This is a genomic window from Roseibium sp. MMSF_3412 (genome assembly GCF_030733265.1).
Classification (GTDB): Bacteria; Pseudomonadota; Alphaproteobacteria; order Rhizobiales; family Stappiaceae; genus Roseibium.
In genome coordinates this window covers 42,430-68,534 of the sequence record NZ_JASHJI010000003.1, presented here as the reverse complement: position 1 = coordinate 68,534, position 26,105 = coordinate 42,430, and the positions used below count along the sequence as shown (strand labels likewise).

25 protein-coding genes and 1 tRNA gene are annotated in these 26,105 nt (G+C 60.9%); 7 read left to right on the top strand and 19 right to left on the bottom strand.

All coding sequences use genetic code 11. The annotated features are described in order from the left end of the window. Positions 1-115: 115 nt before the first annotated feature. From RBB49_RS06525 to tsaD, 6 genes are all read right to left on the bottom strand, one after another. Entirely contained in the window at positions 116-775 is a 660-nt protein-coding gene (locus RBB49_RS06525) for a methyltransferase (RefSeq protein ID WP_306141906.1), read from the bottom strand. Positions 776-862: 87 nt separating this feature from the next. Continuing rightward, positions 863-1,288, bottom strand: coding sequence for an EVE domain-containing protein (locus tag RBB49_RS06520; RefSeq protein ID WP_306141905.1), 426 nt, complete (start codon positions 1,286-1,288; stop codon positions 863-865). Beyond that, positions 1,289-1,579, bottom strand: a complete 291-nt coding sequence (locus tag RBB49_RS06515) for a YciI-like protein (protein ID WP_306141904.1) — start codon at positions 1,577-1,579, stop codon at positions 1,289-1,291. Between the two features lie 108 nt (positions 1,580-1,687). Next, positions 1,688-2,695, bottom strand: a complete 1,008-nt coding sequence (locus tag RBB49_RS06510) for an NAD(P)H-dependent glycerol-3-phosphate dehydrogenase (protein ID WP_306141903.1) — start codon at positions 2,693-2,695, stop codon at positions 1,688-1,690. After that, on the bottom strand, positions 2,682-3,158 hold the full coding sequence (locus tag RBB49_RS06505) for an NUDIX domain-containing protein (protein WP_306141902.1): 477 nt from the start codon (positions 3,156-3,158) through the stop codon (positions 2,682-2,684). The genes RBB49_RS06510 and RBB49_RS06505 overlap by 14 nt, the downstream gene beginning before the upstream one ends. A gap of 173 nt (positions 3,159-3,331) precedes the next feature. Continuing rightward, on the bottom strand, positions 3,332-4,402 hold the full coding sequence (gene tsaD / locus RBB49_RS06500; protein ID WP_306142378.1) for a tRNA (adenosine(37)-N6)-threonylcarbamoyltransferase complex transferase subunit TsaD: 1,071 nt from the start codon (positions 4,400-4,402) through the stop codon (positions 3,332-3,334). A 132-nt stretch (positions 4,403-4,534) separates the two neighbouring features. Here tsaD and hemC point away from each other — a divergent pair, with 132 nt between their 5' ends. The 5 genes from hemC (at position 4,535) to RBB49_RS06475 (ending at position 10,598) form a co-directional block, all read left to right on the top strand. Beyond that, entirely contained in the window at positions 4,535-5,461 is a 927-nt protein-coding gene (hemC, locus tag RBB49_RS06495; RefSeq protein WP_306141901.1) for a hydroxymethylbilane synthase, read from the top strand. 4 nt (positions 5,462-5,465) lie between these two features. Then, entirely contained in the window at positions 5,466-6,182 is a 717-nt protein-coding gene (locus tag RBB49_RS06490; RefSeq protein WP_306141900.1) for a uroporphyrinogen-III synthase, read from the top strand. 110 nt (positions 6,183-6,292) lie between these two features. Further along, on the top strand, positions 6,293-8,269 hold the full coding sequence (locus RBB49_RS06485; protein ID WP_306141899.1) for a hypothetical protein: 1,977 nt from the start codon (positions 6,293-6,295) through the stop codon (positions 8,267-8,269). Positions 8,270-8,347: 78 nt separating this feature from the next. Further along, entirely contained in the window at positions 8,348-10,339 is a 1,992-nt protein-coding gene (locus tag RBB49_RS06480) for a heme biosynthesis protein HemY (protein WP_306141898.1), read from the top strand. Positions 10,340-10,522: 183 nt separating this feature from the next. Next, positions 10,523-10,598, top strand: a tRNA-Thr gene (locus RBB49_RS06475). 129 nt (positions 10,599-10,727) lie between these two features. Here RBB49_RS06475 and RBB49_RS06470 read toward each other — a convergent pair. From RBB49_RS06470 to RBB49_RS06445, 6 genes are all read right to left on the bottom strand, one after another. Next, on the bottom strand, positions 10,728-11,933 hold the full coding sequence (locus RBB49_RS06470) for a hypothetical protein (protein ID WP_306141897.1): 1,206 nt from the start codon (positions 11,931-11,933) through the stop codon (positions 10,728-10,730). Between the two features lie 375 nt (positions 11,934-12,308). Continuing rightward, positions 12,309-12,941 carry a hypothetical protein gene (locus tag RBB49_RS06465; RefSeq protein ID WP_306141896.1) on the bottom strand — a complete coding sequence of 211 codons (633 nt, stop codon included), beginning with the start codon at positions 12,939-12,941 and terminating at the stop codon, positions 12,309-12,311. Between the two features lie 346 nt (positions 12,942-13,287). After that, complete coding sequence (locus RBB49_RS06460; protein WP_306141895.1) at positions 13,288-13,506, bottom strand: tautomerase family protein; 219 nt, start codon at positions 13,504-13,506, stop codon at positions 13,288-13,290. A gap of 79 nt (positions 13,507-13,585) precedes the next feature. Next, the gene (locus tag RBB49_RS06455) at positions 13,586-13,897 is read right to left on the bottom strand and encodes a non-heme iron oxygenase ferredoxin subunit (RefSeq protein ID WP_306141894.1); all 312 of its coding nucleotides are present in this window, start codon (positions 13,895-13,897) and stop codon (positions 13,586-13,588) included. 84 nt (positions 13,898-13,981) lie between these two features. After that, a complete protein-coding gene (locus RBB49_RS06450) occupies positions 13,982-15,010 on the bottom strand; it encodes a fatty acid desaturase (protein WP_306141893.1) in 1,029 nt (342 codons plus the stop codon). A 3-nt stretch (positions 15,011-15,013) separates the two neighbouring features. After that, positions 15,014-15,769, bottom strand: coding sequence for a class II aldolase and adducin N-terminal domain-containing protein (locus tag RBB49_RS06445; protein WP_306141892.1), 756 nt, complete (start codon positions 15,767-15,769; stop codon positions 15,014-15,016). 125 nt (positions 15,770-15,894) lie between these two features. On the opposite strand from RBB49_RS06445, the gene RBB49_RS06440 reads away from it, so the two are divergent. Then, the gene (locus RBB49_RS06440; protein WP_306141891.1) at positions 15,895-16,761 is read left to right on the top strand and encodes a LysR family transcriptional regulator; all 867 of its coding nucleotides are present in this window, start codon (positions 15,895-15,897) and stop codon (positions 16,759-16,761) included. 340 nt (positions 16,762-17,101) lie between these two features. Beyond that, the gene (locus RBB49_RS06435) at positions 17,102-17,839 is read left to right on the top strand and encodes a hypothetical protein (RefSeq protein WP_306141890.1); all 738 of its coding nucleotides are present in this window, start codon (positions 17,102-17,104) and stop codon (positions 17,837-17,839) included. Positions 17,840-17,873: 34 nt separating this feature from the next. On the opposite strand, the gene RBB49_RS06430 is transcribed toward RBB49_RS06435, so the two are convergent. From RBB49_RS06430 to RBB49_RS06400, 7 genes are all read right to left on the bottom strand, one after another. Then, a complete protein-coding gene (locus tag RBB49_RS06430) occupies positions 17,874-18,662 on the bottom strand; it encodes a crotonase/enoyl-CoA hydratase family protein (RefSeq protein ID WP_306141889.1) in 789 nt (262 codons plus the stop codon). A 2-nt stretch (positions 18,663-18,664) separates the two neighbouring features. Beyond that, complete coding sequence (locus RBB49_RS06425) at positions 18,665-19,519, bottom strand: hydroxymethylglutaryl-CoA lyase (RefSeq protein ID WP_306141888.1); 855 nt, start codon at positions 19,517-19,519, stop codon at positions 18,665-18,667. A gap of 187 nt (positions 19,520-19,706) precedes the next feature. Further along, entirely contained in the window at positions 19,707-21,338 is a 1,632-nt protein-coding gene (locus RBB49_RS06420) for an acyl-CoA synthetase (protein ID WP_306141887.1), read from the bottom strand. Then, positions 21,325-23,319, bottom strand: coding sequence for an acetyl/propionyl/methylcrotonyl-CoA carboxylase subunit alpha (locus RBB49_RS06415; RefSeq protein WP_306141886.1), 1,995 nt, complete (start codon positions 23,317-23,319; stop codon positions 21,325-21,327). The genes RBB49_RS06420 and RBB49_RS06415 overlap by 14 nt, the downstream gene beginning before the upstream one ends. Further along, a complete protein-coding gene (locus tag RBB49_RS06410) occupies positions 23,319-23,834 on the bottom strand; it encodes an O-acetyl-ADP-ribose deacetylase (protein ID WP_306141885.1) in 516 nt (171 codons plus the stop codon). The genes RBB49_RS06415 and RBB49_RS06410 overlap by 1 nt, the downstream gene beginning before the upstream one ends. A gap of 4 nt (positions 23,835-23,838) precedes the next feature. Next, positions 23,839-25,446, bottom strand: coding sequence for a carboxyl transferase domain-containing protein (locus RBB49_RS06405; protein WP_306141884.1), 1,608 nt, complete (start codon positions 25,444-25,446; stop codon positions 23,839-23,841). 1 nt (position 25,447) lies between these two features. After that, positions 25,448-26,077: a TetR/AcrR family transcriptional regulator gene (locus RBB49_RS06400; protein ID WP_306141883.1), complete on the bottom strand. Its 630-nt coding sequence runs from the start codon at positions 26,075-26,077 to the stop codon at positions 25,448-25,450. Positions 26,078-26,105: the final 28 nt, after the last annotated feature.

The window sequence follows — 26,105 nt, the reverse complement described above, 5'->3', positions numbered from 1 at the left end:
CACTTTGTGCCGCTAACCTATCGCAAGAACCGGAAAGGGGAAGACCTCAACGGCAAAAACTTCTGTAGATCGTTGTGGGAAAAGAACTCTCACAGCGAAATTGCAACGGGAGCCGTCATTTTTTACCGACGCGGTAGACACAGGTTTTCTTGATTTCATTGTCTTCCAGAGCACCGACAACAGGGACCTTGTAGACGCCGAGTTCCGTCAGGCGATCAGTCGGAAGGTAGGACCGGCCCGGATCACCAACCAGGACGTCGATACCGGCGCCGGTCAGACGGTCCAGGAAACCGGTGACGGCATCGGCCATCTGCCGGTCGTAGAAAACATCACCGCAAAAAACGATGTCTGCGGAAGGTATGGCGTGCCGGGTCAGGTCGGCAAGTTCAACCTCGAGCCGGACGCCGTTCAGCCCTGCATTAAGACCTGCTGCGGCGATTGCGAAGGGATCGATATCAACGGCTCGGCAGCTTCTTGCGCCCGCCAGCATCGCGGCAATCCCAACCAGTCCGGAGCCGCAGGCGAAATCGATCACGTTCTTTCCGGCCACCAGCGATGGCGTGTCCAGAATGTAGCGCGCCAGGCCCTGGCCCCCGGCCCATGCGAACGCCCAGAAAGGCGGATCGAGGCCGAGCGCGCCCAGATCCTCCTCCGTCTTCTGCCAGAGTTCCATTGCTTCGTCCGCGACGTGAAGCCTGATTTCCTCCGCATGAGGAACCGGCTTGACCGTCGTTTCCCGGCGGATGAAATCAGCTGGGTCCTCGATGGGCGGCATGGATGTTACCGTTTCAGGTTTGCGCCGAACACCTCTTCCAAAGCGAGAGGGAACCAGGCCGCGTGCATTGACCGGATGCGCGTTCGCTCAGGCCGGACCCTTCAGCCCGCCCATTTCGCAGACGATTTTCCATTCCTCTTCCGTGACCGGCTGAACGGACAGGCGCGTGTTGGCGACAAGCGCCATTTTCTCAAGGCGCGGTTCACCTTTCACGTCGGCCAGGGTGACCGGCGTCGGCATGTCGCAAACGGCCTTGAAATCCACGCATTCCCATCGCGGGTCGTCGGTCGTGGTGTCCGGGTGAATGTCACTGCAGACCTCGACGATGCCGACAACTTCCTTGCCGATGTTGGAGTGATAGAAGAACGCCTTGTCTCCGATTTCCATGGCGCGCATGTTGTTGCGTGCCTGGTAGTTCCTGATGCCGTCCCATTGCTCGCCGGCATCGCCCTTGGCTTTCTGCTGATCCCATGACCATTTGTCGGGTTCGGACTTGATCAACCAGTACTGCACTTAACGGACCTCCGGATTCTTGATCACCCAGTTCCACGGGCGGATCTCGACGCTTTCGAACAGACCGGCGATGGCGTAGGGATCTTCCTGCGAAATGGCGAGCGCCTCGTCCCTGTTTGCCGCTTCAATCACGACAAGCGAGCCGGACATGTTGCCGTCGTCATCAAGGAACGGGCCGGCCGCCTTGAGGCCGTCACCGAGGCCCTTGAGAAAGGCGATGTGGTTGTCGCGGTTGTCGAGACGTGTTTGCAGAGCACCGGGCTTGTCGGTGCAGATCAGGGCATAGAGCATGGCTGAAGTTCCTGGTTGAAGAGACTTTTGCGAACCTGGGGTACGACCCATAAATGAGGCCGTACCCTAGGGCCGAGTTGTCATAAACTCAATGCCGGATTGTGCGTGTCAAAGGCTTTCCGCTTCCGCCTTGAGCGGACGCGCCATCAGGGTGTTGAGCGCGTCGTCGATCGAGAGGTCTTCGTCGATCATACGCGCCACCGTTTCGCAGATCGGGACGTCGATCTCGTGTTTTTGCGCCAGCTTCACGGCGACCCGTGCCGAATAGGCACCTTCCGCAAGCTTGCCGCCGGCAGAGATCAGTTCGGAGGCCATGAAACCTTCGCCCAGCCTCAGTCCGAATGAAAAGTTCCGCGACTGGGTCGATGAGCAGGTCAGCACCAGATCGCCGAGACCGGACAGGCCGGTCAGGGTTTCACCCTGTGCGCCCATTGCGGTGCCCAGCCGGGTCAGTTCCGCAAAGCCGCGCGCGGTCAGGGCGGCCTGTGCACTCGCTCCCAGTTTCCGGCCGACGACGGCACCGCAGGCGATCGCCAGAACGTTCTTCAGCGACCCGCCGATCTGGGCGCCCAGAATATCGATCGAGGCATAGGGCCGGAAACACGCGGACTGGAGCGCTTCGCACAGGCTGAGGGCGGTCTTGGCGGAGTTCGCGGCAACCGTGACCGCCGTCGGCAGACCGCGTGCGACATCGTCGGCGAAGCTCGGTCCGGACAGGACACCCGGCTCCACGCCCGGCAATTCCTCGTTCATGACACGGGACAGAAGCTTGCCCGAGGTCTGCTCGATGCCCTTTGCGCACAGAACCACCGGGCCGGTGACGGCACCGGTCTGCTTCAGGGCAGCCAGCATGGCGCGTGTTGTCTGCGCCGGGGTGACGAGCAATATGGCATCCGCGCCTGCAATGTCTTCCAGCGATTCCGTCGCGTTGAGATCTTCGTCAAAGGTGATGCCGGGAAGGTAGCGCGTGTTCTGACGCCGCGAGCGAATCGTGGAAACCGTCTCCGGGTCTCGTGCCCAGAGCCGGACATCTCGGCCCGCGCGGGCCGCCGTCAGGGCCAGGGCCGTTCCCCAGGCTCCACCGCCGATAACGCCTATTGTCTTAATGGCGCCCATTGCTCTGCCTTTCCATGCGCGACCGTAGTGTCTCAAGCTGTTCTCCAAAGCCTTCGAAAAACCGGGCCTCCCGGGTCACGTCGCTTGCGAACAGGTCGATCCAGAACAGGCGGAACCGGATCGGGGGGCCGCCTGCGCTCGGAGAGGATTCGAAATGCTCCCATTCCTCGGCTGCCTTTTCCCGGACCGAGCCGTGAAAATGCCGCCGCCGATGCAATCCATCGAGGCAATCGGGAACATTCTTGAGGATCCGATCCTGATCGGCGAACGATTCGAGCGCGATATCCAATGAAAGTCCGGTCTCTTCGCAAAACTCACGGCGGGCCGCCTGCAGGTAGCTTTCGCCCGGGTCGAGGGTGCCACCTGGCACCTGCAGTCCGACATGCGGGAAGTCCGGTTCCGAAAAGACCAGCAGGTCCGTGCCGCAAGTCAGATAAACGTAAGCCTTGTGGTAGACGTCCATGCCGCCGGGTTCCTTTTGCGATGGGAAGCGTTGTGCAGAGCATCTGTCAACGCGATCAGAATTCGCATGTCCGATCGAGTGCAAACGGACATCCGTTGATCTAGCAGGCTCCCTGCATGTTCAAAAGGGCAAGTTTGTGGTGGCGGCGAGATTTCGCGAAGGTGCCGGACCGGTCAGACCTTTGCACCCTTCTTGCCGGCACCCAGCTTGCCGGCGCGTTCGGAATCCAGCGGCCAGCGGGGACGGGGAGACAGGTGCATGTCGTCGACGGGACCGGCGCACAGGCGTTCTATGCCGGCCCAGGCGATCATGGCCGCGTTGTCGGTGCACAGCCGCATCGGCGGCGCAACGAACCTGGCGCCCGCGTCTTCTGCGGCGGCAGTAAGGGCCTTGCGAATCTGCTGATTGGCGGCCACACCTCCGGCGACAACAATCACCGGAGCGGTGCCGGGGTGGCGGGCCCGGAACAGATCGAGAGCCGATTTCGTGCGCGCCGCCAGAACATCCGCGACAGCCAGCTGAAATGCGGCACACAGATCGGCAACCGTCTGATCGTCCACCGGTTCAAGTTTCTTTGCCTGGGTGCGCAGCGCCGTCTTCAAGCCTGCAAAGGACATGTCAAGTCCGGGCCTGTCGAGCAGCGGACGCGGCAGGCGAAAGCGGCCGGCATCGCCCTTCAAGGCCATTTTCTCGACATGCGGACCGCCCGGATAGGGAAGCCCGAGCAGTTTCGCTGTTTTGTCAAAGGCCTCGCCGATGGCATCGTCGATCGTCGTGCCGAGCCGTTCGTAGTCTCCAACACCTCGCACAAGCAGGAACTGGCTGTGGCCACCGGAGACAAGAAGCAGGAGGAACGGGAAATCCAGATCGTCCGTAAGACGGGCCGTCAGGGCGTGACCTTCCAGGTGATTGACGCCGATGAGGGTCTTGCCTGCGGCCATCGCGATGGCCTTGGCGGTCATGAAGCCGACGATGACGCCGCCGATCAGACCCGGTCCCGCCGTCGCCGCGACCGCGTCAATGTCGTCCCAGCCGCAGTCTGCCTCGCGCATGGCCTCAGCGACAATCCGGTCGAGGATCTCGATATGAGCGCGCGCGGCGATTTCGGGTACGACGCCGCCGAATTCCGTATGCTCGTCGATCTGTGAACGAATTGTGTTGGACAGAATCTTCCTGGCCTGCGGTCCGCGGACAACGGCGGCCGCCGTTTCGTCGCAGCTTGTTTCAATGCCAAGGACGGTCAGATTCGTCGCATTGCTATTTGAATTGACTGAAGTCATTGGTTTACTGATCACGGCCTGTGCTAGGACTGGGGGCAGAAAACTGACACCGCGTCCAGCTGAATTGTGCCGGGCGTAACATCTGGACGGATAACCTTGCAATCAAATCCTTTGCGAATCGGAACCCGGGGCAGTGCGCTTGCGCTGGCACAGGCCCACGAAACCAGAGACCGGCTCAAGGCCGCGCACGGCCTAAGCGACGACGCTTTCGAGATCGTTGTGATCAAGACGTCCGGTGACCGCATTCAGGACAGGCCACTGTCCGAGGTCGGTGGAAAGGGGCTGTTCACAAAGGAGATCGAGGAAGCGCTGCTTGATGAACGCATCGATATCGCCGTGCATTCCTCCAAGGACATGCCGACGGTTCTGCCGGACGGCCTTGCCCTGACAGCATTCCTCCCGCGCGAGGATGTCAGGGACGCCTTTCTGTCTCCCAAGGCAAAGTCGCTGCAGGAGCTGCCGCACGGTGCAGTGGTCGGGTCCAGCTCACTGCGCCGCCAGGCCATGATCAAGCGGCTCAGGCCGGATATCGACGTGGTGATGTATCGCGGCAATCTGCAGACCCGTCTGAAGAAACTGGCTGATGGCGCGGTCGATGCAACGCTTTTGGCGGCGGCCGGTCTGAAACGGCTGGGGCTGGAAGCCGAAATTACCAGCATGCTCGCAACGGACGAATTTCTGCCCGCCGTCGGGCAGGGCGCAATCTGCATCGAGAGCCGGGAAGACGACGCGGCGACACTTGAAAGACTGACTCCCATTCACGATCCGGAAACGCAGATCCGCCTCGATGCCGAGCGCGCTTTTCTCGGTGTTCTTGACGGCTCGTGCCGGACACCGATCGGTGGTCTTGCGACGATTTCGAACGGGGATCTCCATTTCAAGGGCATTGTTCTCAAACCGGATGGCAGCGCATGTCACGAAGCAGAGGCCAATGGACCGGTGGAAAAAGCGGTCTCCATTGGCGTTTCGGTCGCAGAAGCCCTCAAGGACCGCATGGGCCCCGGCTTTCTCACCGGTCACTGACCCGATGCGCTTTCTGGTGACACGGCCGCAACCCGAGTGCAGACGAACAGCCGACCAGATCCGGGCTGCCGGTCACATTGCCGACGAGGCGCCTCTGCTGGAGTTCCGGGCCGAGGCTCCGGCGCAACTTGATCTCGAGGCCGTTTCCGCGCTTGTCTTTACCAGCGGCAGGGCGCTGGAGGCTCTTGCAGGGCACCGGCAACCGGATCAGTTGTTCGAACTTCCGGTCTTTACCGTTGGCGATCGGACGGCTGCAGCCTGTCGTCAGGCCGGGTTCAAGTCGGTGTCATCGGCAAATGGCGATGCCGCTGCGCTTGCCAGGCTCGTTGCCGCCAATCGTCATGTGGTTGAGGGCGGCAAGGTTCTCTATCCGGCCGCAAGGGACCGGAGCGCGGATTTCGAGGCGTTGCTGGATGAGCGCGGCATCAAGTGCGAAACCGTGGTGGTCTACCGGATGGAGGCTGTGGCAGCGCTTGCCGGTGATGTCCGGAAAACGGTATGCGAAGGCGGCTACGACGGAATTCTGGTTTACTCCCGCAGAACGGCCGAGACTTTGCTGCAACTGCTCAGATCCGGTTGTTCCGACCCCATTTTTTCAAGGCTTTGTGTCTATGCGATCTCGCAACAGGCGGCAGAACCCTTATCTGGGTATATGAGCGTTGAAGCGGCTGACGCACCGAGTGAAAAGGCATTAATGGAACTGGTCTTAGGCGCTTGTTAACCAGATCCGGTGGAGTCGTTGTTTTGCAGCGCGCAAAAGTCTTTGGCGAGGCGCTACCGCTTCGTCATCAGGTGTGTATAGTGTGACCGTTAGGTTCAGGAGGAGAGCGGATGGCGACGGACAATAAATCTTCTGGCGGTGCATCCTCATCAGGCGGAAGCGGTTCCGATTCAGCCGGCAAGCCTGGCAGCGCTGACAAGCCGTCGACAGCTTCGGGTGCCGGTGCCAAGCGGCCGGTGACGATCGATCTCAAGGCTGAAAAAGTGGACGAAAAACCCGGAAGCGCGGGGACGAGCTCTCCATCTTCAACACCGTCTTCTTCGCCGTCTTCCGGCATTCCCAAGACCGGCAGCACGGCCTCTGCCGATAAAAAACCTGCCGACACCCGGCAGGACAGCCAGCGCGCCGCAGCTGCGAAACCCGGTGCTGCGAGCGCAACGCCGTCAACCGGCGGCAAAGGTGCAGCGAGCACGGCCGCATCGGCGAGATCCACGACTGCTTCCAAGGCGCCCGGAGCGGGCGCATCCGCGCAATCCGGGGCGGCCAGGACATCTGCGGGCGCATCAGGCGCTCCGAAATCAGGGGCAGCTTCGTCGTCGTCCGCCTCGGCTTCCGGTTCGGGCAAGAGCGCGCCGGCAACGTCATCAACATCTCCGTCTTCTCAAAAATCATCGGGATCGTCCTTTTCGGCTCCGCCAGCGGCTGAGGAGCAGGGCGGCGTCGGTGCCTTTGGCGTGTTGATCGCGGCCGTGATCGGCGGCATCATTGTGCTCGGCGGTGGCTTCGGTCTTCACCAGGCAGGCATCCTGAAGCTGACGCCGGAACAGGACCAGCAAGTCTCCAGTGCGCTTTCTGCTGCAGAACAAAAGATCGCGGAACTTGAGCAGAAACTCGGCGATCTCAGTGCAAGCGCGACGGACCAGTCAGCGGGACAGGCGCTTGCCGCGCTAGAGACAAAGGTGTCGTCGCTGGAAAGCTCTTTGGAAAGCGCTGCGTCTGCCGCCTCTTCGGATGTGACCCCGGCAATCGACGCGCTGAAACAGGATTTTGAAAACCTGCGCAGCGAGGTTGCGTCGACCGGAAGCGCAGCGTCGGGAAGCATGCCGGTTGATCTGAAACCGCTGGAAAGCCGGCTGGACGCGCTCGAAGGTGCGACTGGGCAGCAGGCCGCGGTCGATCTGAGCCCGCTCGAAGACCGCCTTTCCAAACTTGAGACCGAAGCGGCGGCGTCAACAAGCGAAACAGGCGCGCTGACGGGTTCGGTTTCCGGGCTCGAAACAGAGCTTGGCGGTCTGAAAACGCAATTTGCGGATGTCGAGAACCGTCTCCAGAACGCGGAAGCCACGGCAAAAGCAGCGCAGACGGCCGTCTCGACATCGGACGTTTCGCTGAAGACACTCGCCGACAGCCAGGCGCGCGCGACCGAGACGCTGTCCAGCCTGTCATCCGATATCAGTTCGGTCGGCGCAGCCAACACGGCCGCGCTTGAATCCATCCGGGCTGAGCTGGATTCCCTGTCAAAGAGACTGCAGCAGGTCGAAGGCACCATGGGCGATGCGACCGCACGTGAAGTTGCCGCCCGGGCCCTGTCGGTCTCGGCGCTGAAGTCGGCGGTCGACTCGGGCCGCCCCTATGAAACCGAACTCGCAGCGGTGAAGGCAGGGCTGCCGGCCGATATTGACGTCAAGGCGCTTGAGTCGCATGCCAAAACCGGTGTTGAGCCGGTGTCCGTGCTGATTGCCCAGTTTCCGCCGGTGGCCCGGAGCATCTACCAGACCTTCTCGGAACCGGATCACTCGGACGACGTTCTCGACAGCCTGCTGGCGAGTGCAAGGTCCATCGTCGCCGTGCGCGGCCCGGGCGATGCGGACGGCACGGGACCGGAGGCGGCCTTGCGGCGGATGGAAAATGCTGTTTCCAATGGGAACCTTTCAGGGGCGATTGCCGCGTATCAGGACCTTCCCGAAGCCGCAAAGGCTGCCGGAAGCGAATGGGTCGCCCGTGCCGAGGCCCGTGTCCAGGTGGACGGGCTGACGGAAAAGGCTTCACAGGAAGTGCTCAATGCGCTTGCTGCGAAGGACAGTTAAGCGGTGACCGCTGGTCGGCCGTCCGCGCAGTTGTTGTTTTGAGCCGGATTCGCCCGGCGACGCTTGGGAGCGAGCTATATGATCCGCGTCTTTTTGTTCTTCCTCCTGCTGTTTGGCCTTGCTGCCGGTTTCGCCTGGCTGGCGGACGTGCCGGGAACCATTTCCATCAGCTGGAACGGATATGTCTGGGAACAGCCGCCAGTCGTGGTCGCGCTTGTTGCCGGCGCCGCGCTCGTTGCTTTCCTGCTCGTCGTCTGGGTGATCCGCACGATCCTTCAATCGCCGCAGATCGCCGGCAGGTTCTTTCGCCGCCGCCGCAAGGACAAGGGCTATACGGCGCTGTCCCACGGTCTGATCGCGCTCGGCACCGGCAACGCAAAACTGGCAAGGCGCTACGGACTGGATGCGGACAAGCTGTTGCCCGAGGAGCCTGCCGCCAAGCTTCTGCTAGCCCAGACCGCACAGCTTGCCGGCAAGGACGAGGAGGCACGCCAGCGTTTCGAGGCGATGCTGGACGAACCGGAAACCAAGGCACTCGGGCTCCACGGTCTTTTCGTCGAGGCGGAACGCCAGGGAGAGCCGATTGCCGCCCGCCACTACGCGGAAGAAGCAGCCCGGACATCGCCGGGCCTGGAGTGGGCCGGTAAAGCCGTTCTCGGCTACCAGGCTGTTTCCCATCACTGGGACGAAGCGCTCAAGACGCTGGAAAGCAATTATGCCGCCAAGCTTGTCGACAAGAAGTCCTATCGCCGTCAGCGTGCCGTGATCCTGACAGCACTGGCACAGAAACTGGAGGGTGGCGAACCGGAGCGCGCATTCTCGCTGGCGAAGGAAGCCCATGGACTTGCGCTTGATCTCGTGCCCGCCGCCGTTCTGACCTCGCGTCTCGCGACGCGCCGGGGGGATATCCGCAAGGCGGCGAAGGTGCTGGAAGCGACCTGGCGCCTGTCGCCCCATCCGGAGCTTGCGGAAACCTACGCGCATGTGCGCACCGGCGATTCGGCCGTCGACAGGCTGAAGCGGGTGAAGTCCCTTTCGGCGCAGCGCACCAACACCCCGGAAGGCGCACTGGCGATTGCAAGGGCAGCCATAGAGGCGCGGGAATTCGAGGAGGCGCGCGCGCAGTTGAAAAAGCTGCTGCAGTCCGAGCCGACGCGGGCGGCCTTCCTGCTGATGGCCGAAGTCGAGGAAGCCGAACATGGCGACCGGGGCCGCATGCGGGACTGGCTCGCGCGGGCGCTCAAGGCCCCGCAGGACAAGGCCTGGATTGCGGACGGCATCGTGTCGGCGGAATGGCAACCGGTCTCCCCGGTGACCGGCAAGCTGGATGCCTTCCAGTGGACGTCCCCCGGCAGCACGATCGAGGAAGAGGGTGAACTGATCGAAGACAGCCTCTTCGAAGCGCCTGCTCTTGCCGCCGCGGCGCCTGCCGCCGAACCTGCCCCGGTCGAACCGGCCGCGACGGAAACGGCGGCGGAGGCGGCGCCCACCGAAGCTGCTGCCGCGGACGAACCAAAAACCGTGGAACTCAAGGCTGAACCCGCCGCCGAACCGTCAGCACCGGCGCCGGCAGCCTCTGAAGCCGCCAAGACGGCACCCGCTGCCGCAGCGGCAGACGCGCCCGTGAAACACGGCTTCGAAGGGACAACGGACGACGTTCGCTACAGTCCTTCCATGAGCAACCTGCCCGATGCTGCGCCGAAAGCCGATGCCGAAGCCGCGGATGCCGGGAAAGCTGAGACGCCGGTCGAGCCTGTGGCCAAATCTGAACCGTCCGCGAAGGCCGGTGAGGCACCCGATACCGCGAAGGCGGAAGCAGCTGCAGACACCGAGGACAAGGGTGCTGAAAAGGGTGCGGACAAGAAGGACGCCCCGGCAGAGGCAGGAGCAGAAGCGGCAAGCTCAAAAGCGGACGACGCAAAAAAGACGGAAGCCGGTGCAAAGGAAGAGCCCGAGGAATCAAACGGGCCGATCCAGTTCCCGCTGAAGCGCATGCCGGACGACCCGGGCACGGACGAGGACGACAAGGACACGGGCGACAAGAACGCCCGGCCCCGTTTCTTCAACTGAGGGCGGGCCGGCCGCACCGTTCAAGGCGCGCGAACGGCAGCCTTTGAAAACAATATCGGGTGTCCCGCCAGGAACCTGCCAGATGCCTCTTGCATCTGACCGCAAGCTCCGGTAATTAGCGGCGCACCCGATCCTGATCGGGTCCGCGCGCACCACGCGCGCCTTCGCGTTACCGGGGAAAACGCCGCTGTAGCTCAGTTGGTAGAGCACGTCATTCGTAATGATGGGGTCGTAGGTTCGAGTCCTATCAGCGGCACCACTCTCAGACATTGATCCGGCTGTCTGACAGCTTCCTCGCGGAAGAATTCAATCGGACGCACCTGATTGCCGCGCATCTGAAAAAGCCGGTCCATGCCTGGCATCGATCAGGTCACATCCCGGCGGCCGGTCACCGTTCTGGTTTGATCATACGCCGCGCAGCGTTCCGAATGTTCTTGTGCAGACGACCGCGCGGTTGGGGTACGTCGAAACCTGCTTCGCGCATTCCGTCGAGTTGTTTCATCATCCCCAAGTGGGCCTCGGTGTGTGCAAAATCGACCAACAGCGACAAGAGACGCCGCCGTTCCCGCAAATAGAGATCGACATCGAACACTTCGCGAAAGGCATCCAGCCGGTCGTGCGTTTCAAGAACCAGAAGCGTCTGGATGCATTTCCAACACGTCGAACAGTTCAACTTGCTTGAGGAACTCTTCTGCCCCGCGACCCCTTTCAAACACACGTTCAGAGACATTTGGGCCTGGGGATCGTCCAGAAGAAGCGTTTGTTTCTGCGTCCGGGTAAGACCCGCGCCTGCGGCATGCACACCGAGCTTTTCAGTCGCGAGCAACGGCTGAAGCGCGGGGTCCAGGTTTTCCGTGCAGGAGTAGGGCCCATAGGTCGCTCCGTCGTAGCCAACAGATCCCGACGGCAGATAAGTTCTCACGCCATTTTGCAACAGCAGCGCTGCCGCCGCGTTTCGCAGACCGACCGTTCTGCGAAAATCAATAGGTCCGAAAGCTTTGGCCGGTTCATAGACTTCATCCATGTTTGCCCAAAGCGAATAGAGGCGCAGCCCATTTCTGTCAGCGTGTTTGCGGGCGTGCTCTACGGCGGGTGGCAAGAGCATCTTGCTTTCGCCGGTCGGTCCCAATGCACCGACCTGAAAAACAGCAAGTGCGGTCAGCCGCAGGCTGGGAGGAACATTGCTGTCCGTGTAAAGCAGGAACGTAGCAAAACTGTCCACGCCGCCTGAAAAACCGGTCATTACATCCCGGTCCGTGGCCGGCAGCGCTGGCGTGGAGAACCCGGCTTCGATCCTGATCGGTTTCAGAAGCGGCTCGTAATTGCGCATCAGTGCCATCAGGTCGCCGCGCATCCTGTAGAGCAGCACCGGGGACAGGTCGGCCTCCACGACCAGATCCTGCCCCATCATCATTGCCTGCCAGTAGAGAGACATCGGCGCCCAGTTGGGCTCGTCAATGTCGATTGCACCGGCGTGCTCGCGGGGAACGAAGAAACTGAGCTTTGAGGGAAAGTCGTCAGATACGATTTCGCATGAAACCTCGACGTTCTCGCTTGCTTCCTGAAGCCGAAAATTTTTGAGTATGATCGTCATGAATGCGGTTGTTGCAGTATTGTGTAGATCTGTTGAACTAACAGGCGAACCCGGCCAAGGGACCCGTTGACGTTTCACTTACAGGTGCCATTTTGATGCACGCTGAGGCAGCAGTTCTTCCGTGTTCAATCAAGTTTATTTTCTACATGACAAGCTTTAAAAAAAGGTTTCGTGTGACTTGTTCCGCTGAGGTATGCGGGAATAACAAACCCGGTGGTATGCCCGGACAATACAATCACAACGACGGGCCATAACCCGCTGCCGGAGGTCAGTTTATGGCTGCCTTCAAATTGAATAGTAGCGGGAAGACCAACCGGGCAGCCGGAAAAGGCGGCCCCGAAGGACCGCCTTGAACGATGTCGTTTTCGAACAACCTTACGCGGACCGCTTTCTGCGCCAGCCGACAAAACCAAGAAGTCCAAGCCCGCCGGCGAGCAGTGGAAGGGCTGCCGGTATCGGCACGGCGGTCAACCGGATGTCGTAGGTGGCAGCGCCGCTCGGGTTGTTGCCCGGCCCATTTTGAACGGAGAACGTATAGGGTGTTCCGGCCATCGCCTTGAAGATCAGCGACGTGCCCATATTGTCCGCTTCAGACAGAATATTGGTCTGAAACACTTTGCTGTCGGACCCGTTCATCAGATCCAGCACGAATTCAGACTTGTTCCCGGTTTTGCCTTCCTGAACGAAACCGCCATCAACCGTCTTGGTGCCGTTCTTGACGGAAATCGGCCCAAAGATGAATTCGACAATAAAGTTCGACGTGGCACTGAAGGAAAAGAAATCGGTGGCGCCTACAATCCGTCCGTGAAGATCAATCTGCCTGTAATCCGAAGCGCCGAAACCCAATACGCCAAGACTGGTTCCCAAAGAGCTGGAAGACGCATCTCCCAGTTTTTGTGTGCCATCGACAAGGTCTCGCGACCCTTCCGTGTAACCTATGGTGAGGGCGTGAGCCGGTCCACCCAGGACGACCGCCACAAGTGCGGCACCGATCATTCTCCTGAACATCTAAAGTATTCCTTTCGGCACCATCCAAACGCTGTTGCGCGCACGCTCAGAGCCATGGTGCCCAATACCCCGACGCGCCGGTCCACTTGCAGACACAAGTGATTGACCTCGTTCAGGGGCAAGCGTGATGCCAATTCAATTCGGGTGTTTTTGAGGGAAAACCGGCGGCAAATGGTGCAAGTCGCGAAAGCTGCGTTTCACAATGCGAAACCGGATTGCTTTTTGAGAAACGCTTTGCCCAAACCAGCAGACGCGATGAACACCAGGTTACGACCTCTTTTACGGGTCCGTATCCAAGGGCAAGCGGCCGGGAAACAGGCTCCGCTGGCGCAATCGGGAGGCTGGTTCAGCCCTTTTGCTTCATTTCCAAGGCGATTTCGGTCGTGATCTGATTGCCGGCATACCCCCACGAGCCGCTTCGGATTTCCTGTATCCGAACGGAGGTGCCGGCCTTGATCGTCTGGCCGGCAACACTTGCAAAGGCGTCCGTCACGCGTTCGATGATCTGTCTTTTCTCGTCATCGGAAAAGACGCCCTCCATGATCTGAATTTCGATTGACGGCATGACAGCCTCCCGGTTTTGGTCGGAGACTGACAGTATGATGAGTTGACATCCAGTTCCGCAATCAAAAGAAGGAAAGGCTCTAGCCGAGGGCGACGAAGACGCGCCCGCCTTCCACCTTCACCGGATAAGTTTTCAGGTCGATGCTGACAGGGGCTGACAGCGCTTCGCCGGTGCGGATGTCAAACCGGCCGCCATGAAGCGGGCACTCGATGATGCAGTCCATCACGAGGCCTTCTTCCAGGCTCTCTTCCTCGTGGGTGCACATCAGGTCCGTCGCGAAGAAACCCTTGTCCGTTTTGTAGATCGCATAGCGGTGCCCGCCGTGATGCCAGGCAATGAGATCCTCGTCGTCGATATCATCCGTGGCGCAGGCGTCTACCCAGGTTGTCATGCGGTCTCCTTGTCATACGGGTTTTTTGCTGATTGGTGAAAGCCTGCGTCCGGCGGTTGCCTGGCCCACGCTGCACGGCTGCATCTACATCGTGCGCTCGGCGATGCGGCGCACCGGTCCGCCATCTGAAATCATATGCGGCGCCTGGCGTATGCTGGGGGCTCGGGTCGAGAGGCCCATTGAACGCCTGAGGCTCACCACGAGCACTTCCCAGTTGGTGCGGAAAAAGCCCGGATCCGGTTCCGGCAACTGGTCCCGAACCGCATCGGACAGCGCCGGCAGTCCGTGGAAGGGAACCTGCGGATAAAGGTGATGCTCCACGTGATTGTTCATGTTCATGTAGAGGAAATTCGTGATCGGGCTGCCGCGGAATGAGCGCGTGCTTTCCAGGATGGACGGCGCGTTTTCCTGAAGCTCGACATGCTGGATGAGGGTGAACAGAAGCATCACCGGTGCACCCAGAATGCGCGGAACGACCAAGAGCCAGACGGGCCACCAGATCCCGAAGAAGGGAGCCGCCAGGATCGCCGCGTAGATCGCCAGCATGAGCCGGGCGTTGCGGGTCATTTTGGGCAATTCGCTTTCCGGTGCGACGGCGCGCATCGTCGGCGTGTAGCGCTTGATGGCGAGGTTGAAAAAAACCGACAGGTGGAAACGCAACAAGGCGAACCCGGTGATTTCCGCGATCCAGCCGCCAAAACCCATGGGCGTGTCGAAGGGCATCTGGCTGTCCTTGCCGACATGCCATGTGTGGGTGTGGTGATTGGTGTGCGAGTAGCGCCGGTGCAGCGGCTCTTCCATATAGATCAGGGATGTAATCCAAAGCACCGCTTCGTTCAGCCGCCGGGTGCGAAACGCGGTGCCATGCGCGGTTTCGTGGCTCATGGCGTAGCTCGGAACGCTTAAAAGGATCCCGTGCACAAGCATGGCAGGCCACATCCAGAGTGTGCCGACTGACCACCAGACAGCGGCGCCGGTTACCAGCAAGCCGAGGGACCACTGAACCAGATAGACGAGACCCGGCCGGTCGGACCTGGCCGCAATGGCTTTCAGTGATTTCTTGTCGAGTTTCACCCCTGAAGAGGCGGCGTTGGTCGGGACGACGTCGGGCATTGCTCAACTCGCGTAGTCGGACTTTTCGTCGTCGAGGATCGCCTTCAACTCGTTGAGGTGCCGATCTGCCTGTCCGGGATACTCGTCCAGTTCCTGGGCGGTCTTTTCAGCGACATCATGCGGCAGAATGCGTAACGGCTGACCCGTCTGCAGCGCGCGGATATAGGTTTCTGCCGCGCGTTCGAAATAGTAGAGGCGGTTGAACGTGTCGGCGACCGTGTCGCCGATGACCAGCACGCCGTGATTGCCCATGATCATGGTCTTGACCTTGGGATCCGTCAGCAGCGCAGCACAGCGCGCGCCCTCATCGTCAAAGGCAAGACCGCCATAACCTTCGTCGACCACCTGACGGCCGTAAAATGTCGCCGCGTTCTGGTCGAGCGGGGGCAGGGTGCTGTCCTTAAGGCAGGCAAGAACCGTCGCGTGGATCGAGTGAACGTGCATCACACAGCGCGCATGCGGACAAAGCCTGTGAATGGAGCCGTGCAGGCCCCAGGCGGTCGGATCCGGCGCGTTGGGGGCATCCATCGTTGCCGGATCGTTTGCATCCAGCAGCAGGAGGTCGGATGCCTTGATGCGGCTGAAATGCTGCTGGTTGGCATTCATCAGGAATTGTGTGCCGTCGTCGTTGACAGCGAGGCTGAAGTGGTTCGCGACCGCTTCATGCATGTTCAGCCGTGCCGTCCAGCGAAACGCGGCGGCCATGTCCACCCGTTCCTGCCAGTGGCTCATGTTCGCGTTTTCGGCAAGCTTCAACATTCAACCTCTCCTTCATCATCGCCCCGATCCTCGCAGGATGGGCAGGTGCTGACAAACAACCAATTCGGCGCTATGACATTAATAAAATTAATGCATGGGTTATGCATCCAATGTCGCATTCGAACATGCCGCCGTTAACCTGGTTGCGCGCATTTGAGTCCTCAGCGCGTCATCTGAGCTTTACGCGGGCGGCGGCGGAACTCAACCTGACCCAGTCGGCGGTCAGCCAGCATGTGCGCAGCCTTGAAGCATTTTTGGGGCGGGACCTGTTCGTGCGCAAGACACGGGCGCTTGAACTCACGGAAGACGGCGCAAACTACCTGCCCAGTCTCCGCGAGGCTTTCGACCTGATCGCCACCAGCACACAGGCATTCGTTGGTGCCGACCGGGGTGCGAACCTGACCTTGCAATGCAACATGGCGTTCTCGGTTTTCTGGCTCGCACCGCGTCTGAAGCGGCTTTATGCAAAGCACCCTTGGCTGGTCCTGAATATCGTGACACCCATCTGGGACCCTGAACGGCATGCGGCTTCCGCCAGCGTTGAAATCCGTTTCGGCCGCCCCGAAGAAATGTCGGCGGCGGCCGTGTGCCTGGCGACCGATCAGTGTTTTCCGGTCTGTTCGCCGGATTATCAGGACGGGAGGCCTGATCTGGCCACGGCAACACTCTTCGATTGCGCCGGCACGACGGCGACCTGGAGCACGTGGTTCAAATCCCAAGGACTGGATTTTCTTCGGGACGGCGACGTCAACCTGTCTTCGACCTATGTTATTGCGATCTCAGCCGCGCTCCAGAGTGGCGGGCTTTCCATGGCGCATAACACCCTTGCCGGAGATCTGCTCGATGCCGGTGCCCTGGTGAAACCATTCGCACATTCGGCACCGCTGGCCGAAGCCTACTTCCTGTTTCCGCCTGCATCGCACGCAGTGACGCCTGCTTCCGACGCCTTCCTGAACTGGATCAACGACGAATTTCAGCGCGCGCAATCGTAAAGACGTGAACCGGGACTGCAGCGGGACGGAACGGCAGGTTTCCCGAAGTGTCTCAGGAAAAGGGGCATGACCGCAGCAAATTTGGGTCTAAATTTAATCTAGTTTGGCCCGGGATCTTCACCGATGCGGTTACATTGTTTCTGGATAGCTCGATCTCATTGTTGATTTCGGCCGGCACAGTTGATTCAATGGAAGAATCAGTAAGTCTCCCCAGTTTGTTACGGTTTCGCTGTTCGAAAGCATGGAGAGCGGTTTGGGCAAAACGGCCAAAATTGAATTATTACGACGTGTGTTACCTTTAAGCCTTGGCGTCCTGGCCATTGTTGGCGGCTTCTACTTCATGTCGCCGCTCAGTTGTCTGGTGTGCCTGCTTGCCTCTGGCGGCATCTACGCGGCCTTGCCGCGACCCAACGCGCCCTCAGGGGCAATCAAGCCTGTTTCAAAACCGTCGATATCTTCTCTCGATGCCATCGGTTTCGGCATCGGGATCGTGTTCTTGCCGATTGCAATTCTCGGGATGGCAAACACGTCGGGCGTCCTTGCGCTGTTATCCATGACAGCACTTCTGCCCGCCAGCATGGCGTTCCTGTTCTTTGCGGTTGCCGTTCGCCAGGAAACATCCTGGGTCCGCTTTTTCGGAAACGGTTTCGAGTTCACACAGTTCGGCCGGCGGGCGCGGGTGCCCTACGAGGAGCTGAAAAAGATCGAGGTCCGGCTTTGGCAGGCATCCGGCTGGGTCGCCTGGTTCCAGTCGACCATCGGCTCGATCGGGCACAAGAAAGCCGTTCTTCTGAACGGCGCGGAGAGCACCAAGACGCTGGTGTTCAAACATCCCGTGGCCGGCACCTTCACGATTTCATCCGAGCTCATTCCCGATCTGCAGAGAATCCTGATCGGCATGGACCGCGCGGGCATCGAGTTGCCGGAGGGAATCAGCGAGTGGCAGCGCAAGAAGATCCGCAGGCGGCGCGAGCGCATGTATGGCGGTCCGGAACGCGAGGCGCCCAAGAGCGAACAGGTGGAGGTCGCGCGCATTGCCGCCTTGATCGAACACGCACGGCGGCAAGCCACGCCCTGACCGGTCCATCTGGTGTTCTGAAACCGTTTGACTGTTAAGCGGAAACCCAGTCCGGCTTTCTTTTTTCAAAAAACGCGGAGATCCCCTCTCGGGCGGCCGGGGTTTCCCAGGTATCGGCAAGACGCCGGATCGTGTCCTCGATGACCTCATCGGTAATCGCCGGGCCGAGTGATCTTGCAAGTGCTTTCGAGGCGGCGACAGCGGCCGGGGCAGCTCCGAGATACGGCGTGATTTCCTTTTCCACGGCAGCATCGAGTCCGGCCTCATCGGTTACTTTCGCGACTAGATCGAGGTCGCGTGCTTCCTCAGCCGAGAAGATCCTTGCCGACATGAACACGCGCCGCGCCTTGCCTTCCCCCATGCGCGCGAGTACGTAGGGGCTGATGGTGGCAGGGATCAGGCCCAGACGCACCTCGGTCAGACCGAACCGTGCGCTGTCCACGGCAACCACCGTGTCGCAGACGCTCATCAACCCGAGCCCACCGCCGAATGCCTGCCCCTGGACGCGTCCGATCAACGGTTTGGGCAGTTCATTCAATGCTTTCAGCATCATGGCGAGCTTTCGAGCTTCCGCCATGCGCGTTGCCCGGTCCGCCTCGAATTGCTCCCGCATCCAGGACAGATCCCCGCCGGCGCAGAAGCTGTCGCCCGCACCGGTCAGTACAACGGCCCGAACATCATCGGCTTCAGCAAGCTGAGCCGCCGCCGCGGTGAGTTCGGCGATCATCTGCGCGGACATGGAATTGTGCTTGTCGGACCGGTTGAGTGTCAGGGTTGCGACGCCGCGCGCGTCCTGCGCAATCGAGATGGTTTCGAACGTCATGGCTATGCACTCCTCAGGCTGCGCGCATAGTCCGCGACAGCTTCCAACCGATCGGTTCTTATACCCGTTTCAAACCCCTTGCCCTCGACAAGTGCGATCACGGCTTCGGTTGCAACATTGCCTTTGGCGCCGGGCGCATAGGGGCAACCGCCGAGACCCGCAATGGCGCTGTCAAAGACCCGCAGGCCGCGCTCAAGGCTGACTTCGATATTGGCCAGTGCCAGGCCCTTCGTGTCGTGATAATGGCCCGCCAGCCTGTCGGCAGGCACAACGGCCAGGACGGCGTCCAGCATTTTTCCGATCTTTTCCGGCGTACCTGCACCGATCGTGTCGCCAAGGGAAATCTCGTAGCAGCCGAGGTCCAGAAGCTGGCCGGCAACGTCTGCGACTTTCTCCGGTGGCGTTGGTCCATCGTAAGGACAATCGGTCACGCAGGAGACATAGCCGCGCACCGGCATCTCGTCCTGTTCGGCCTTGTTGAGCAGCGGCTTGAACCGTTCGATGCTCTCGGCGACGGAGCAGTTGATGTTCTTTCTTGAAAAACCTTCCGATGCTGACCCAAAGATCGCAACCTCGTCGGCGGACGCCTTGCGCGCGGCCGTATAGCCTTTCACGTTGGGCGTCAGGACAGAATAGACCACGGCCGGATGCCGGTAGATCCCGTCCATGACGTCTTGCGCGTCAGCCATCTGCGGCACCCATTTGGGACTGACAAAACTTGTGACTTCGATCTTCCGGAAGCCGCAGTCCGACAGGCGGTCGACGAGACCGATCTTCTGTTCCGTCGGGACAAACTGCTTTTCATTCTGAAGGCCGTCGCGCGGACCCATCTCGAAGATTGTAACGAATTCGGGCATGTTAGCGCTCATTTCGGAGAAAAACTTTGGCAGATTGTCTTTCCAGGCTTGTCGTCCCGGCCGAGTGCAGCGAGAGCCGGGAACCAGTAAACCTGGGCTTTCTTGCAGGTTGCACGGTACAGCGAGTACTGGATCCCTGCCTGCGCAGGGATGACAATTGAAGGTTATCCGGGCGTTGGTTCACTTCCTACCCCTCCTGTTCGGCACGGGCTCTCAACGCACGCCGGATGACCTTTCCGGTGGTAGTCATGGGCAATGCATCCACAAATTCGACTTCGCGCGGGTATTCATGTGCGGCAAGGCGGGTCTTGACGAATTCGGCAATATCCGCAGCAAGCGCGTCGGCCGGTTCAACCCCATCCTTCAGCACGATGAAAGCCTTTACGATTTCCGTGCGCTGCGGGTCCGGCTTGCCGACAACACCCGCCATGGCAACGGCGGGGTGGCGGAGCAGGCAGTCCTCGATTTCACCGGGACCGATCCTGTAGCCGGACGAGGTTATGACATCATCGTCCCGGCCGACGAAATGCAGCCAACCGTCGTCGTCTTCCTGGCCCGTGTCGCCGGTCAGCATCCAGTCGCCTGCGAACTTTTCCGCCGTGGCCGTCTCGTTGTTCCAGTATTTCAGAAACATCACGGGGTCGGGGCGCTTGACGGCAATGTTGCCGAGCGTGTTTGCCGGGAGCGGGGTTCCGGTGTCGTCAACGACGGCAACCTGGTGTCCCGGGACCGCGCGGCCCATGATGCCCGGGCGTGCCGGCATGAGGCTGCTGCAGCTTGAGACGATCATGTTGCACTCGGTCTGGCCGTAAAACTCGTTGATGGTCAGTCCGAAGGTCTGCCGTCCCCAGTCGATCAGTTCGGCGCCAAGCGTTTCGCCGCCGGAGGCCACCGACCGCAGATCAAGCTGCCAGCGATTGTGCGCATCCAGCACCTGGCGCATCATCTTGAGCGCCGTGGGCGGGAGGAAGGTGTTGCGGATCTTTTGGTCCGCAAGAAGCTGGAAGGCGCTTTCCGCGGTGAACTTCCGGAACCTGCAGGCAACGACAGGCACACCCAGGTAGAGCGCAGGCATCAGAACATCGAGCAGGCCACCGATCCAGGCCCAGTCGGCCGGCGTCCAGATGCGGTCTCCGGGCTGACCCAGGAAGTCGTGGCTCATCTCGACGCCGGGCAGGTGGCCGAGCAGGACCTTGTGTCCGTGCAGAGCCCCTTTGGGTTGGCCGGTGGTTCCGGACGTGTAGATAATGATCGCCGGGTCATCAGGGCCTGTGTCAAAGGGGCTGAACTCGGTCATGTGCCCGGCCATATGGCTGGCAAGGTCGTCAGCACCACTGTCTTCACCGTCAACACAGAAGACGGCGCTTAAGTGCGGCAGGCGGTCTCTCAGCGGTTCCAGTTTCGCAGCGCCGCTCCTGTCCGTGATGACGACCTTCGCGCCGGAATCGCGCAATCTGTATTCAAGGGCCTCTTCGCCGAAGAGAGTGAAAAGCGGGATCGAAATCGTACCGGTTTTCAAGGCAGCGATGTGCGCATAAGCCGTTTCGGGGCGCTGCGGCAGCAAGACGCCGACCCGGTCTCCCGGCTGAGTGCCGCAGCTGACCAGAAGATTGGCAAGCTGGTTGGACAGCCGTTTCAGATCCGCATAGGTGTAGGTTGCGGTATCGCCGCCTTCTTCAACATAGACCAGGGCGTTGCGGGACGGTTCCCGGTCTGCCCAGGTGTCGCAGATCGCCGTACCGATGTTGAAGCGTTCCGGTAAGTCCCACGCAAAACGCGCGCAGAGATCCGCGTAGCTCGATGCGTCATGCGGCAGCATCGGCTTCCTCCTTCAAGGCAAGAAGAACGGTGCCGTCCGTCACCTGCTCACCTTCCGCAACAAGCAGGTCGCCGATCGTGCCATCGCGCGGTGCCTTCAGCGTGTGTTCCATCTTCATTGCTTCGAGAATGAGCAGCGGCTGATCCTTGGTGACATCCTCGCCCGCCTCTGCGAAGACGACTTTGACGAGACCCGGCATCGGTGCAATTACCTGATCCCCCGCGCCCGCCGCATCTTCGTCGCCGCTCAAGCGATCGGGCAGGCCAACTGTAAAGGCGTGACCGTTCTGGAAGACGGTCAGGTCCTGTCCGCCGGCAATGACCTTGGCACGTGCGCGATGGCCGTCACAGTCATAAGTGAGTGCAGGGCCATCAACCTGGACGATCTCATAAGTCTTGACCTTGGCATCGAGGTGGACGGCGAAGCGACGGTTCTCGAGCGCGCGGACTTCGATGTCGCGCCGGTCGCCAGCAATCTCCAGAAGGGCGAATTGCCGCGATGCGCTCCAGATCCGCCAACCGGCGAGGGTTTCGAACGGGTCGCTGCCCTCCGCCGGGCGGGTGAGACCGAGCGCGGCAAGCGCCGCAAGCGCGACGGCATCTTCCGGAACATCAGGCTCCTCTATGAGCTGTTCCAGATCCCGGTCGATCAGGCCCGTGTCGACATCGCCTTTCGAAAAGCCGTCATGGCGGCAAAGGGCTGACAGGAAAGCGGCGTTGGTGACGCATCCGGCTACTTCCGTTGCTTCAAGCGCTGCCAGCAACTTGCCGAGAGCCGCGTCCCGCGTCGGGCCGTGCACGATGACCTTGGCGATCATCGGGTCGTAATAGGGCGTGATCTCGTCGCCGGAGCGAACGCCGCTGTCGACGCGGGCAATCGCCTCAGGAAGGGCGAGATGTTCCAGCGTGCCGATGGCCGGCAGGAAGCCCTTGGGTGCATCTTCGGCATAAAGACGTGCTTCGAAGGCCCAGCCGGAAAAGGAAAGCTGTTCCTGCGTCTTTGGCAGCACCTCACCCGAGGCGACCCGAAGTTGCCACTCAACAAGGTCTTCCCCGGTGATCAGTTCGGTCACCGGATGCTCAACCTGAAGCCGGGTGTTCATTTCCATGAAGAAGAACCGGTCGGACCGCAATCCTTCCGAAACATCCGCAATGAACTCGATGGTCCCCGCGCCGGAATAGTCTATCGCCTTTGCGGCACGGACCGCGGCCTCACCCATGGCCGCGCGCATCTCTTCGGGCATGTCCGGGGCCGGGGCTTCCTCAATCACCTTCTGATGACGCCTTTGCAGGGAACAATCGCGCTCGAACAGATGAACCGCATTGCCGTGCGTGTCGCCGAAGACCTGGATTTCAATATGACGCGGTTTGGTCAGGTATTTCTCGATCAGGACACGCCCGTCGCCGAAACTTGCCTCTCCTTCGCGCCGGGCACCGGTGAGCGCAGCCTGGAAGTCCTTCGGATCATCGACGCGCCGCATGCCCTTGCCGCCGCCGCCCGCCCGCGCCTTGATCAGGACCGGGTAGCCGATTTCGTCCGCTTTGGCTTCCAGGAAGTCCGGGTCCTGATTGTCGCCGTGATAGCCGGGGACGACCGGCACACCCGCCTTTTCCATCAGGGCCTTGGCTGCATCCTTCAGACCCATGGCGCGAATGGAGCTGGCGCTCGGGCCGATGAAGGCAATGCCCGCGTGGTCAAGCGCCTCGACGAAGTCGGGGTTTTCGGAGAGAAAGCCGTATCCCGGGTGAACCGCTTCTGCGCCGCTTATCCGGCAGGCCTCGATGATTTTGCCGATCCTGAGGTAACTCTCGTTCACCGGCGCCGGACCAATGTGAAAGGCCTCGTCCGCCATGGCGACATGTTTGGCGTTTGCGTCTGCGTCCGAATAGACCGCGACAGTGCGGATGCCGAGCCGCTTAGCTGTTCCGATGACCCGGCAGGCGATCTCGCCCCGGTTGGCTATGAGGATTTTCTTGAACATCAGTCTTCGTTCCCCTTCAGCGCGTTCAGCAAGTGGGCGAGCGCTTCTTCATCGAATGCGACCAGCGTGACCGTTTCGATTTCCGGCAGGTCTGCAAGCGTGTCCTGAATGGTTTTGACAGCCGTTTCGGCAGCCAGCTCTGCCGGGTAACCGTAGATGCCGGTTGAGATAGCGGGAAAGGCAACGGACTTGCAGGCGTTGGCCGCGGCAAGCCGGAGGCTGGTTTCGTAGCAGCTGGCAAGCAGTCCGGCTTCGCCTTCGTTGCCACCGCGCCAGACCGGACCGACCGTGTGAATGACGTGCCTTGCCGGCAGATTGTATCCGGCGGTGATCCTGGCTTCTCCGGTGTCGCAGCCGTTCAAAAGGCGGCACTCCTGAAGGAGTTCCGGTCCGGCGGCCCGGTGAATCGCGCCATCCACGCCGCCGCCGCCGAGCAGCGAGGAATTGGCTGCATTGACGATGGCGTCGACCTTCAGCCGGGTGATGTCACCGACATGCGTTTCGATCCGGCTCATGGCATCACATCCTGAAGAGACCGAAGCGGGTGTCGTCGATCGGCGCGTTGAGCGCGGCCGACAGGGAAAGCCCCAGTATGTCCCGGGTCTTGCGCGGATCGACAATGCCGTCATCCCAGAGGCGGGCGGTTGCATAGAGCGGATGGCCCTGTTCCTCGAACTGGTCGATGATCGGCTGTTTGAAGGAGAGCTCTTCTTCCGCCGACCAGCTTCCGCCCTTGCGCTCGATGCCGTCGCGGCGGACAGTCGCCAGAACCCCCGCAGCCTGCTCGCCGCCCATGACCGAGATGCGGGAGTTCGGCCATGTCCACATGAAACGGGGCGAATAGGCCCGGCCGCACATGCCGTAGTTGCCCGCGCCGAACGAGCCGCCGACAAGCATCGTGATCTTGGGAACCGAGGTGGTTGCGACCGCCGTCACCAGCTTGGCGCCGTCCTTGGCAATGCCGCCGCTTTCATATTTCTGCCCGACCATGAAACCCGTGATGTTCTGCAGGAACACCAGCGGCACCTTGCGCTGGGAACAGAGTTCGACAAAATGCGCGCCCTTGACCGCACTTTCGGAAAAAAGCACGCCGTTGTTGGCGACGATGCCGACCGGCATGCCGTGGATATGCGCAAAGCCGCACACAAGCGTGGTGCCGTAACGGGCCTTGAATTCATCAAAGCGCGATCCGTCGACCACGCGCGCGATCACTTCGCGAATGTCGTAGGGCGTTTTCAGATCGGCGGGAACCACGCCCAGGATTTCTTCAGGGTCGTAGAGCGGGTCCTCGGGGGTCTGCAACGCCAGCTGATCGGACTTGGTCCGGTTCAGGCTGGCAACGGCACGGCGGGCGAGCGCGAGCGCGTGGGCATCATCGCGCGCCAGATGGTCGGCAACGCCTGACAGCCGCGTGTGCACATCGCCGCCGCCGAGATCTTCCGCCGTGACTTCCTCACCGGTTGCCGCCTTTACCAGCGGCGGGCCGGCAAGGAAGATGGTGCCCTGGTTCTTGACGATGATGGTCTCGTCGGACATGGCCGGCACATAAGCGCCACCGGCCGTGCAGCTTCCCATCACGACCGCGATCTGGGCGATGCCTTTGGCGGACATGTTGGCCTGATTGTAAAAGATGCGGCCGAAATGGTCCCGGTCCGGGAAGACCTCGTCCTGGTTGGGCAGGTTGGCCCCCCCTGAATCGACGAGATAGATACAGGGAAGATTGTTTTCGGCCGCGATCTCCTGGGCGCGGAGATGCTTCTTGACCGACATCGGGTAGTAGGTGCCGCCCTTCACGGTTGCATCATTGGCCAGAATCATCACTTCCTGGCCTTCGACCCGGCCAATGCCCGCGATCATTCCGGCAGACGGGGCCGCGCCATCATACATCTCGTGTGCCGCCAGCATGCCGACTTCCAGAAACGGCGAACCGGGGTCCAGCAAACGTGAAACGCGTTCCCGCGGCAGGATCTTGCCCCTGGACACGTGACGCTGACGTGCGTTCTCGCCGCCGCCGTCGAGGGCGGTCCTCGCCGCTGTCCTGACGGTTTCCATGGCCGCCTCGTGCGCGGACCTGTTGGCTTCGAAGTCACTGCTTTTCGGTGACAGGCTCGATTTCAGGATGCTCATGTCATCCGGCCTCCGTTTGGCGGTCTGTTCTTTCGGGAGAAACGGCTTTGCGCACCATGGTGAGATAAAGGTCTTCAAGCTCGCCCTTGCCGATCCGGCCACCTTCCCGGTACCAGGTCGGAATGCCGGTCAGCATCGCGATGATCGCCCGGGTGGCGACCCTTGCATCGTCCGCCTTGTAGCGGCGGGCGGCGGCCCCTTCCTCCAGGATGGATGTCAGGATCGCCTCGTAGCGGCGGCGCTCGGTTTCGATGGCCTTGAAATTGTCCGGCTCCAGATTGCGAAGCTCCATATAGGAGATGAAGACTTCGTCGGCGCGTTCCAGGTGATAGCCGATGTGAAAGCGGACGAATCGCTCCAGCGGATCCATGGTGTCCGGAAAGTCCGCCATCTCCCACGCGGCCAGCAGTTCGGACATGTGGCTCAGCATCAGGTCCTTCAGGATATCCTGCTTGGTCGGGAAATGGTTGTAGAGCGCGCCTGGCCTGACACCGACATCGGCCGCGATCTCCCGCATCGAGACGGCGGCATAGCCGGCGTTGGCGAAACGCTTCAGCGCCGCCTTGCGCACGCGCTTTGCGGTTTCCAGGCCTTTTGGGCGGCTTGCTGTCTTCGCGGCATGTGTTGCCATTGCATCCTCCGTGCCTATTCAATAAATG

Bases quoted from the DNA above. Each gene is read 5' to 3' on its own strand.
- RBB49_RS06465 (WP_306141896.1), bottom strand. From the start codon at position 12,941: ATGTTCAGGAGAATGATCGGTGCCGCACTTGTGGCGGTCGTCCTGGGT.
- RBB49_RS06440 (WP_306141891.1), top strand. From the start codon at position 15,895: ATGCCGCCGTTAACCTGGTTGCGCGCATTTGAGTCCTCAGCGCGTCAT.
- RBB49_RS06525 (WP_306141906.1), bottom strand. From the start codon at position 775: ATGCCGCCCATCGAGGACCCAGCTGATTTCATCCGCCGGGAAACGACG.
- RBB49_RS06470 (WP_306141897.1), bottom strand. From the start codon at position 11,933: ATGACGATCATACTCAAAAATTTTCGGCTTCAGGAAGCAAGCGAGAAC.
- RBB49_RS06450 (WP_306141893.1), bottom strand. From the start codon at position 15,010: ATGCCCGACGTCGTCCCGACCAACGCCGCCTCTTCAGGGGTGAAACTC.
- RBB49_RS06510 (WP_306141903.1), bottom strand. From the start codon at position 2,695: ATGGGCGCCATTAAGACAATAGGCGTTATCGGCGGTGGAGCCTGGGGA.
- RBB49_RS06415 (WP_306141886.1), bottom strand. From the start codon at position 23,319: ATGTTCAAGAAAATCCTCATAGCCAACCGGGGCGAGATCGCCTGCCGG.
- RBB49_RS06420 (WP_306141887.1), bottom strand. From the start codon at position 21,338: ATGCTGCCGCATGACGCATCGAGCTACGCGGATCTCTGCGCGCGTTTT.
- RBB49_RS06435 (WP_306141890.1), top strand. From the start codon at position 17,102: ATGTCGCCGCTCAGTTGTCTGGTGTGCCTGCTTGCCTCTGGCGGCATC.
- RBB49_RS06485 (WP_306141899.1), top strand. From the start codon at position 6,293: ATGGCGACGGACAATAAATCTTCTGGCGGTGCATCCTCATCAGGCGGA.
- RBB49_RS06425 (WP_306141888.1), bottom strand. From the start codon at position 19,519: ATGCCCGAATTCGTTACAATCTTCGAGATGGGTCCGCGCGACGGCCTT.
- RBB49_RS06455 (WP_306141894.1), bottom strand. From the start codon at position 13,897: ATGACAACCTGGGTAGACGCCTGCGCCACGGATGATATCGACGACGAG.
- RBB49_RS06505 (WP_306141902.1), bottom strand. From the start codon at position 3,158: ATGGACGTCTACCACAAGGCTTACGTTTATCTGACTTGCGGCACGGAC.
- RBB49_RS06515 (WP_306141904.1), bottom strand. From the start codon at position 1,579: ATGCTCTATGCCCTGATCTGCACCGACAAGCCCGGTGCTCTGCAAACA.
- RBB49_RS06490 (WP_306141900.1), top strand. From the start codon at position 5,466: ATGCGCTTTCTGGTGACACGGCCGCAACCCGAGTGCAGACGAACAGCC.
- RBB49_RS06400 (WP_306141883.1), bottom strand. From the start codon at position 26,077: ATGGCAACACATGCCGCGAAGACAGCAAGCCGCCCAAAAGGCCTGGAA.
- RBB49_RS06460 (WP_306141895.1), bottom strand. From the start codon at position 13,506: ATGCCGTCAATCGAAATTCAGATCATGGAGGGCGTCTTTTCCGATGAC.
- RBB49_RS06410 (WP_306141885.1), bottom strand. From the start codon at position 23,834: ATGAGCCGGATCGAAACGCATGTCGGTGACATCACCCGGCTGAAGGTC.
- RBB49_RS06480 (WP_306141898.1), top strand. From the start codon at position 8,348: ATGATCCGCGTCTTTTTGTTCTTCCTCCTGCTGTTTGGCCTTGCTGCC.
- RBB49_RS06405 (WP_306141884.1), bottom strand. From the start codon at position 25,446: ATGAGCATCCTGAAATCGAGCCTGTCACCGAAAAGCAGTGACTTCGAA.
- RBB49_RS06445 (WP_306141892.1), bottom strand. From the start codon at position 15,769: ATGTTGAAGCTTGCCGAAAACGCGAACATGAGCCACTGGCAGGAACGG.
- RBB49_RS06430 (WP_306141889.1), bottom strand. From the start codon at position 18,662: ATGACGTTCGAAACCATCTCGATTGCGCAGGACGCGCGCGGCGTCGCA.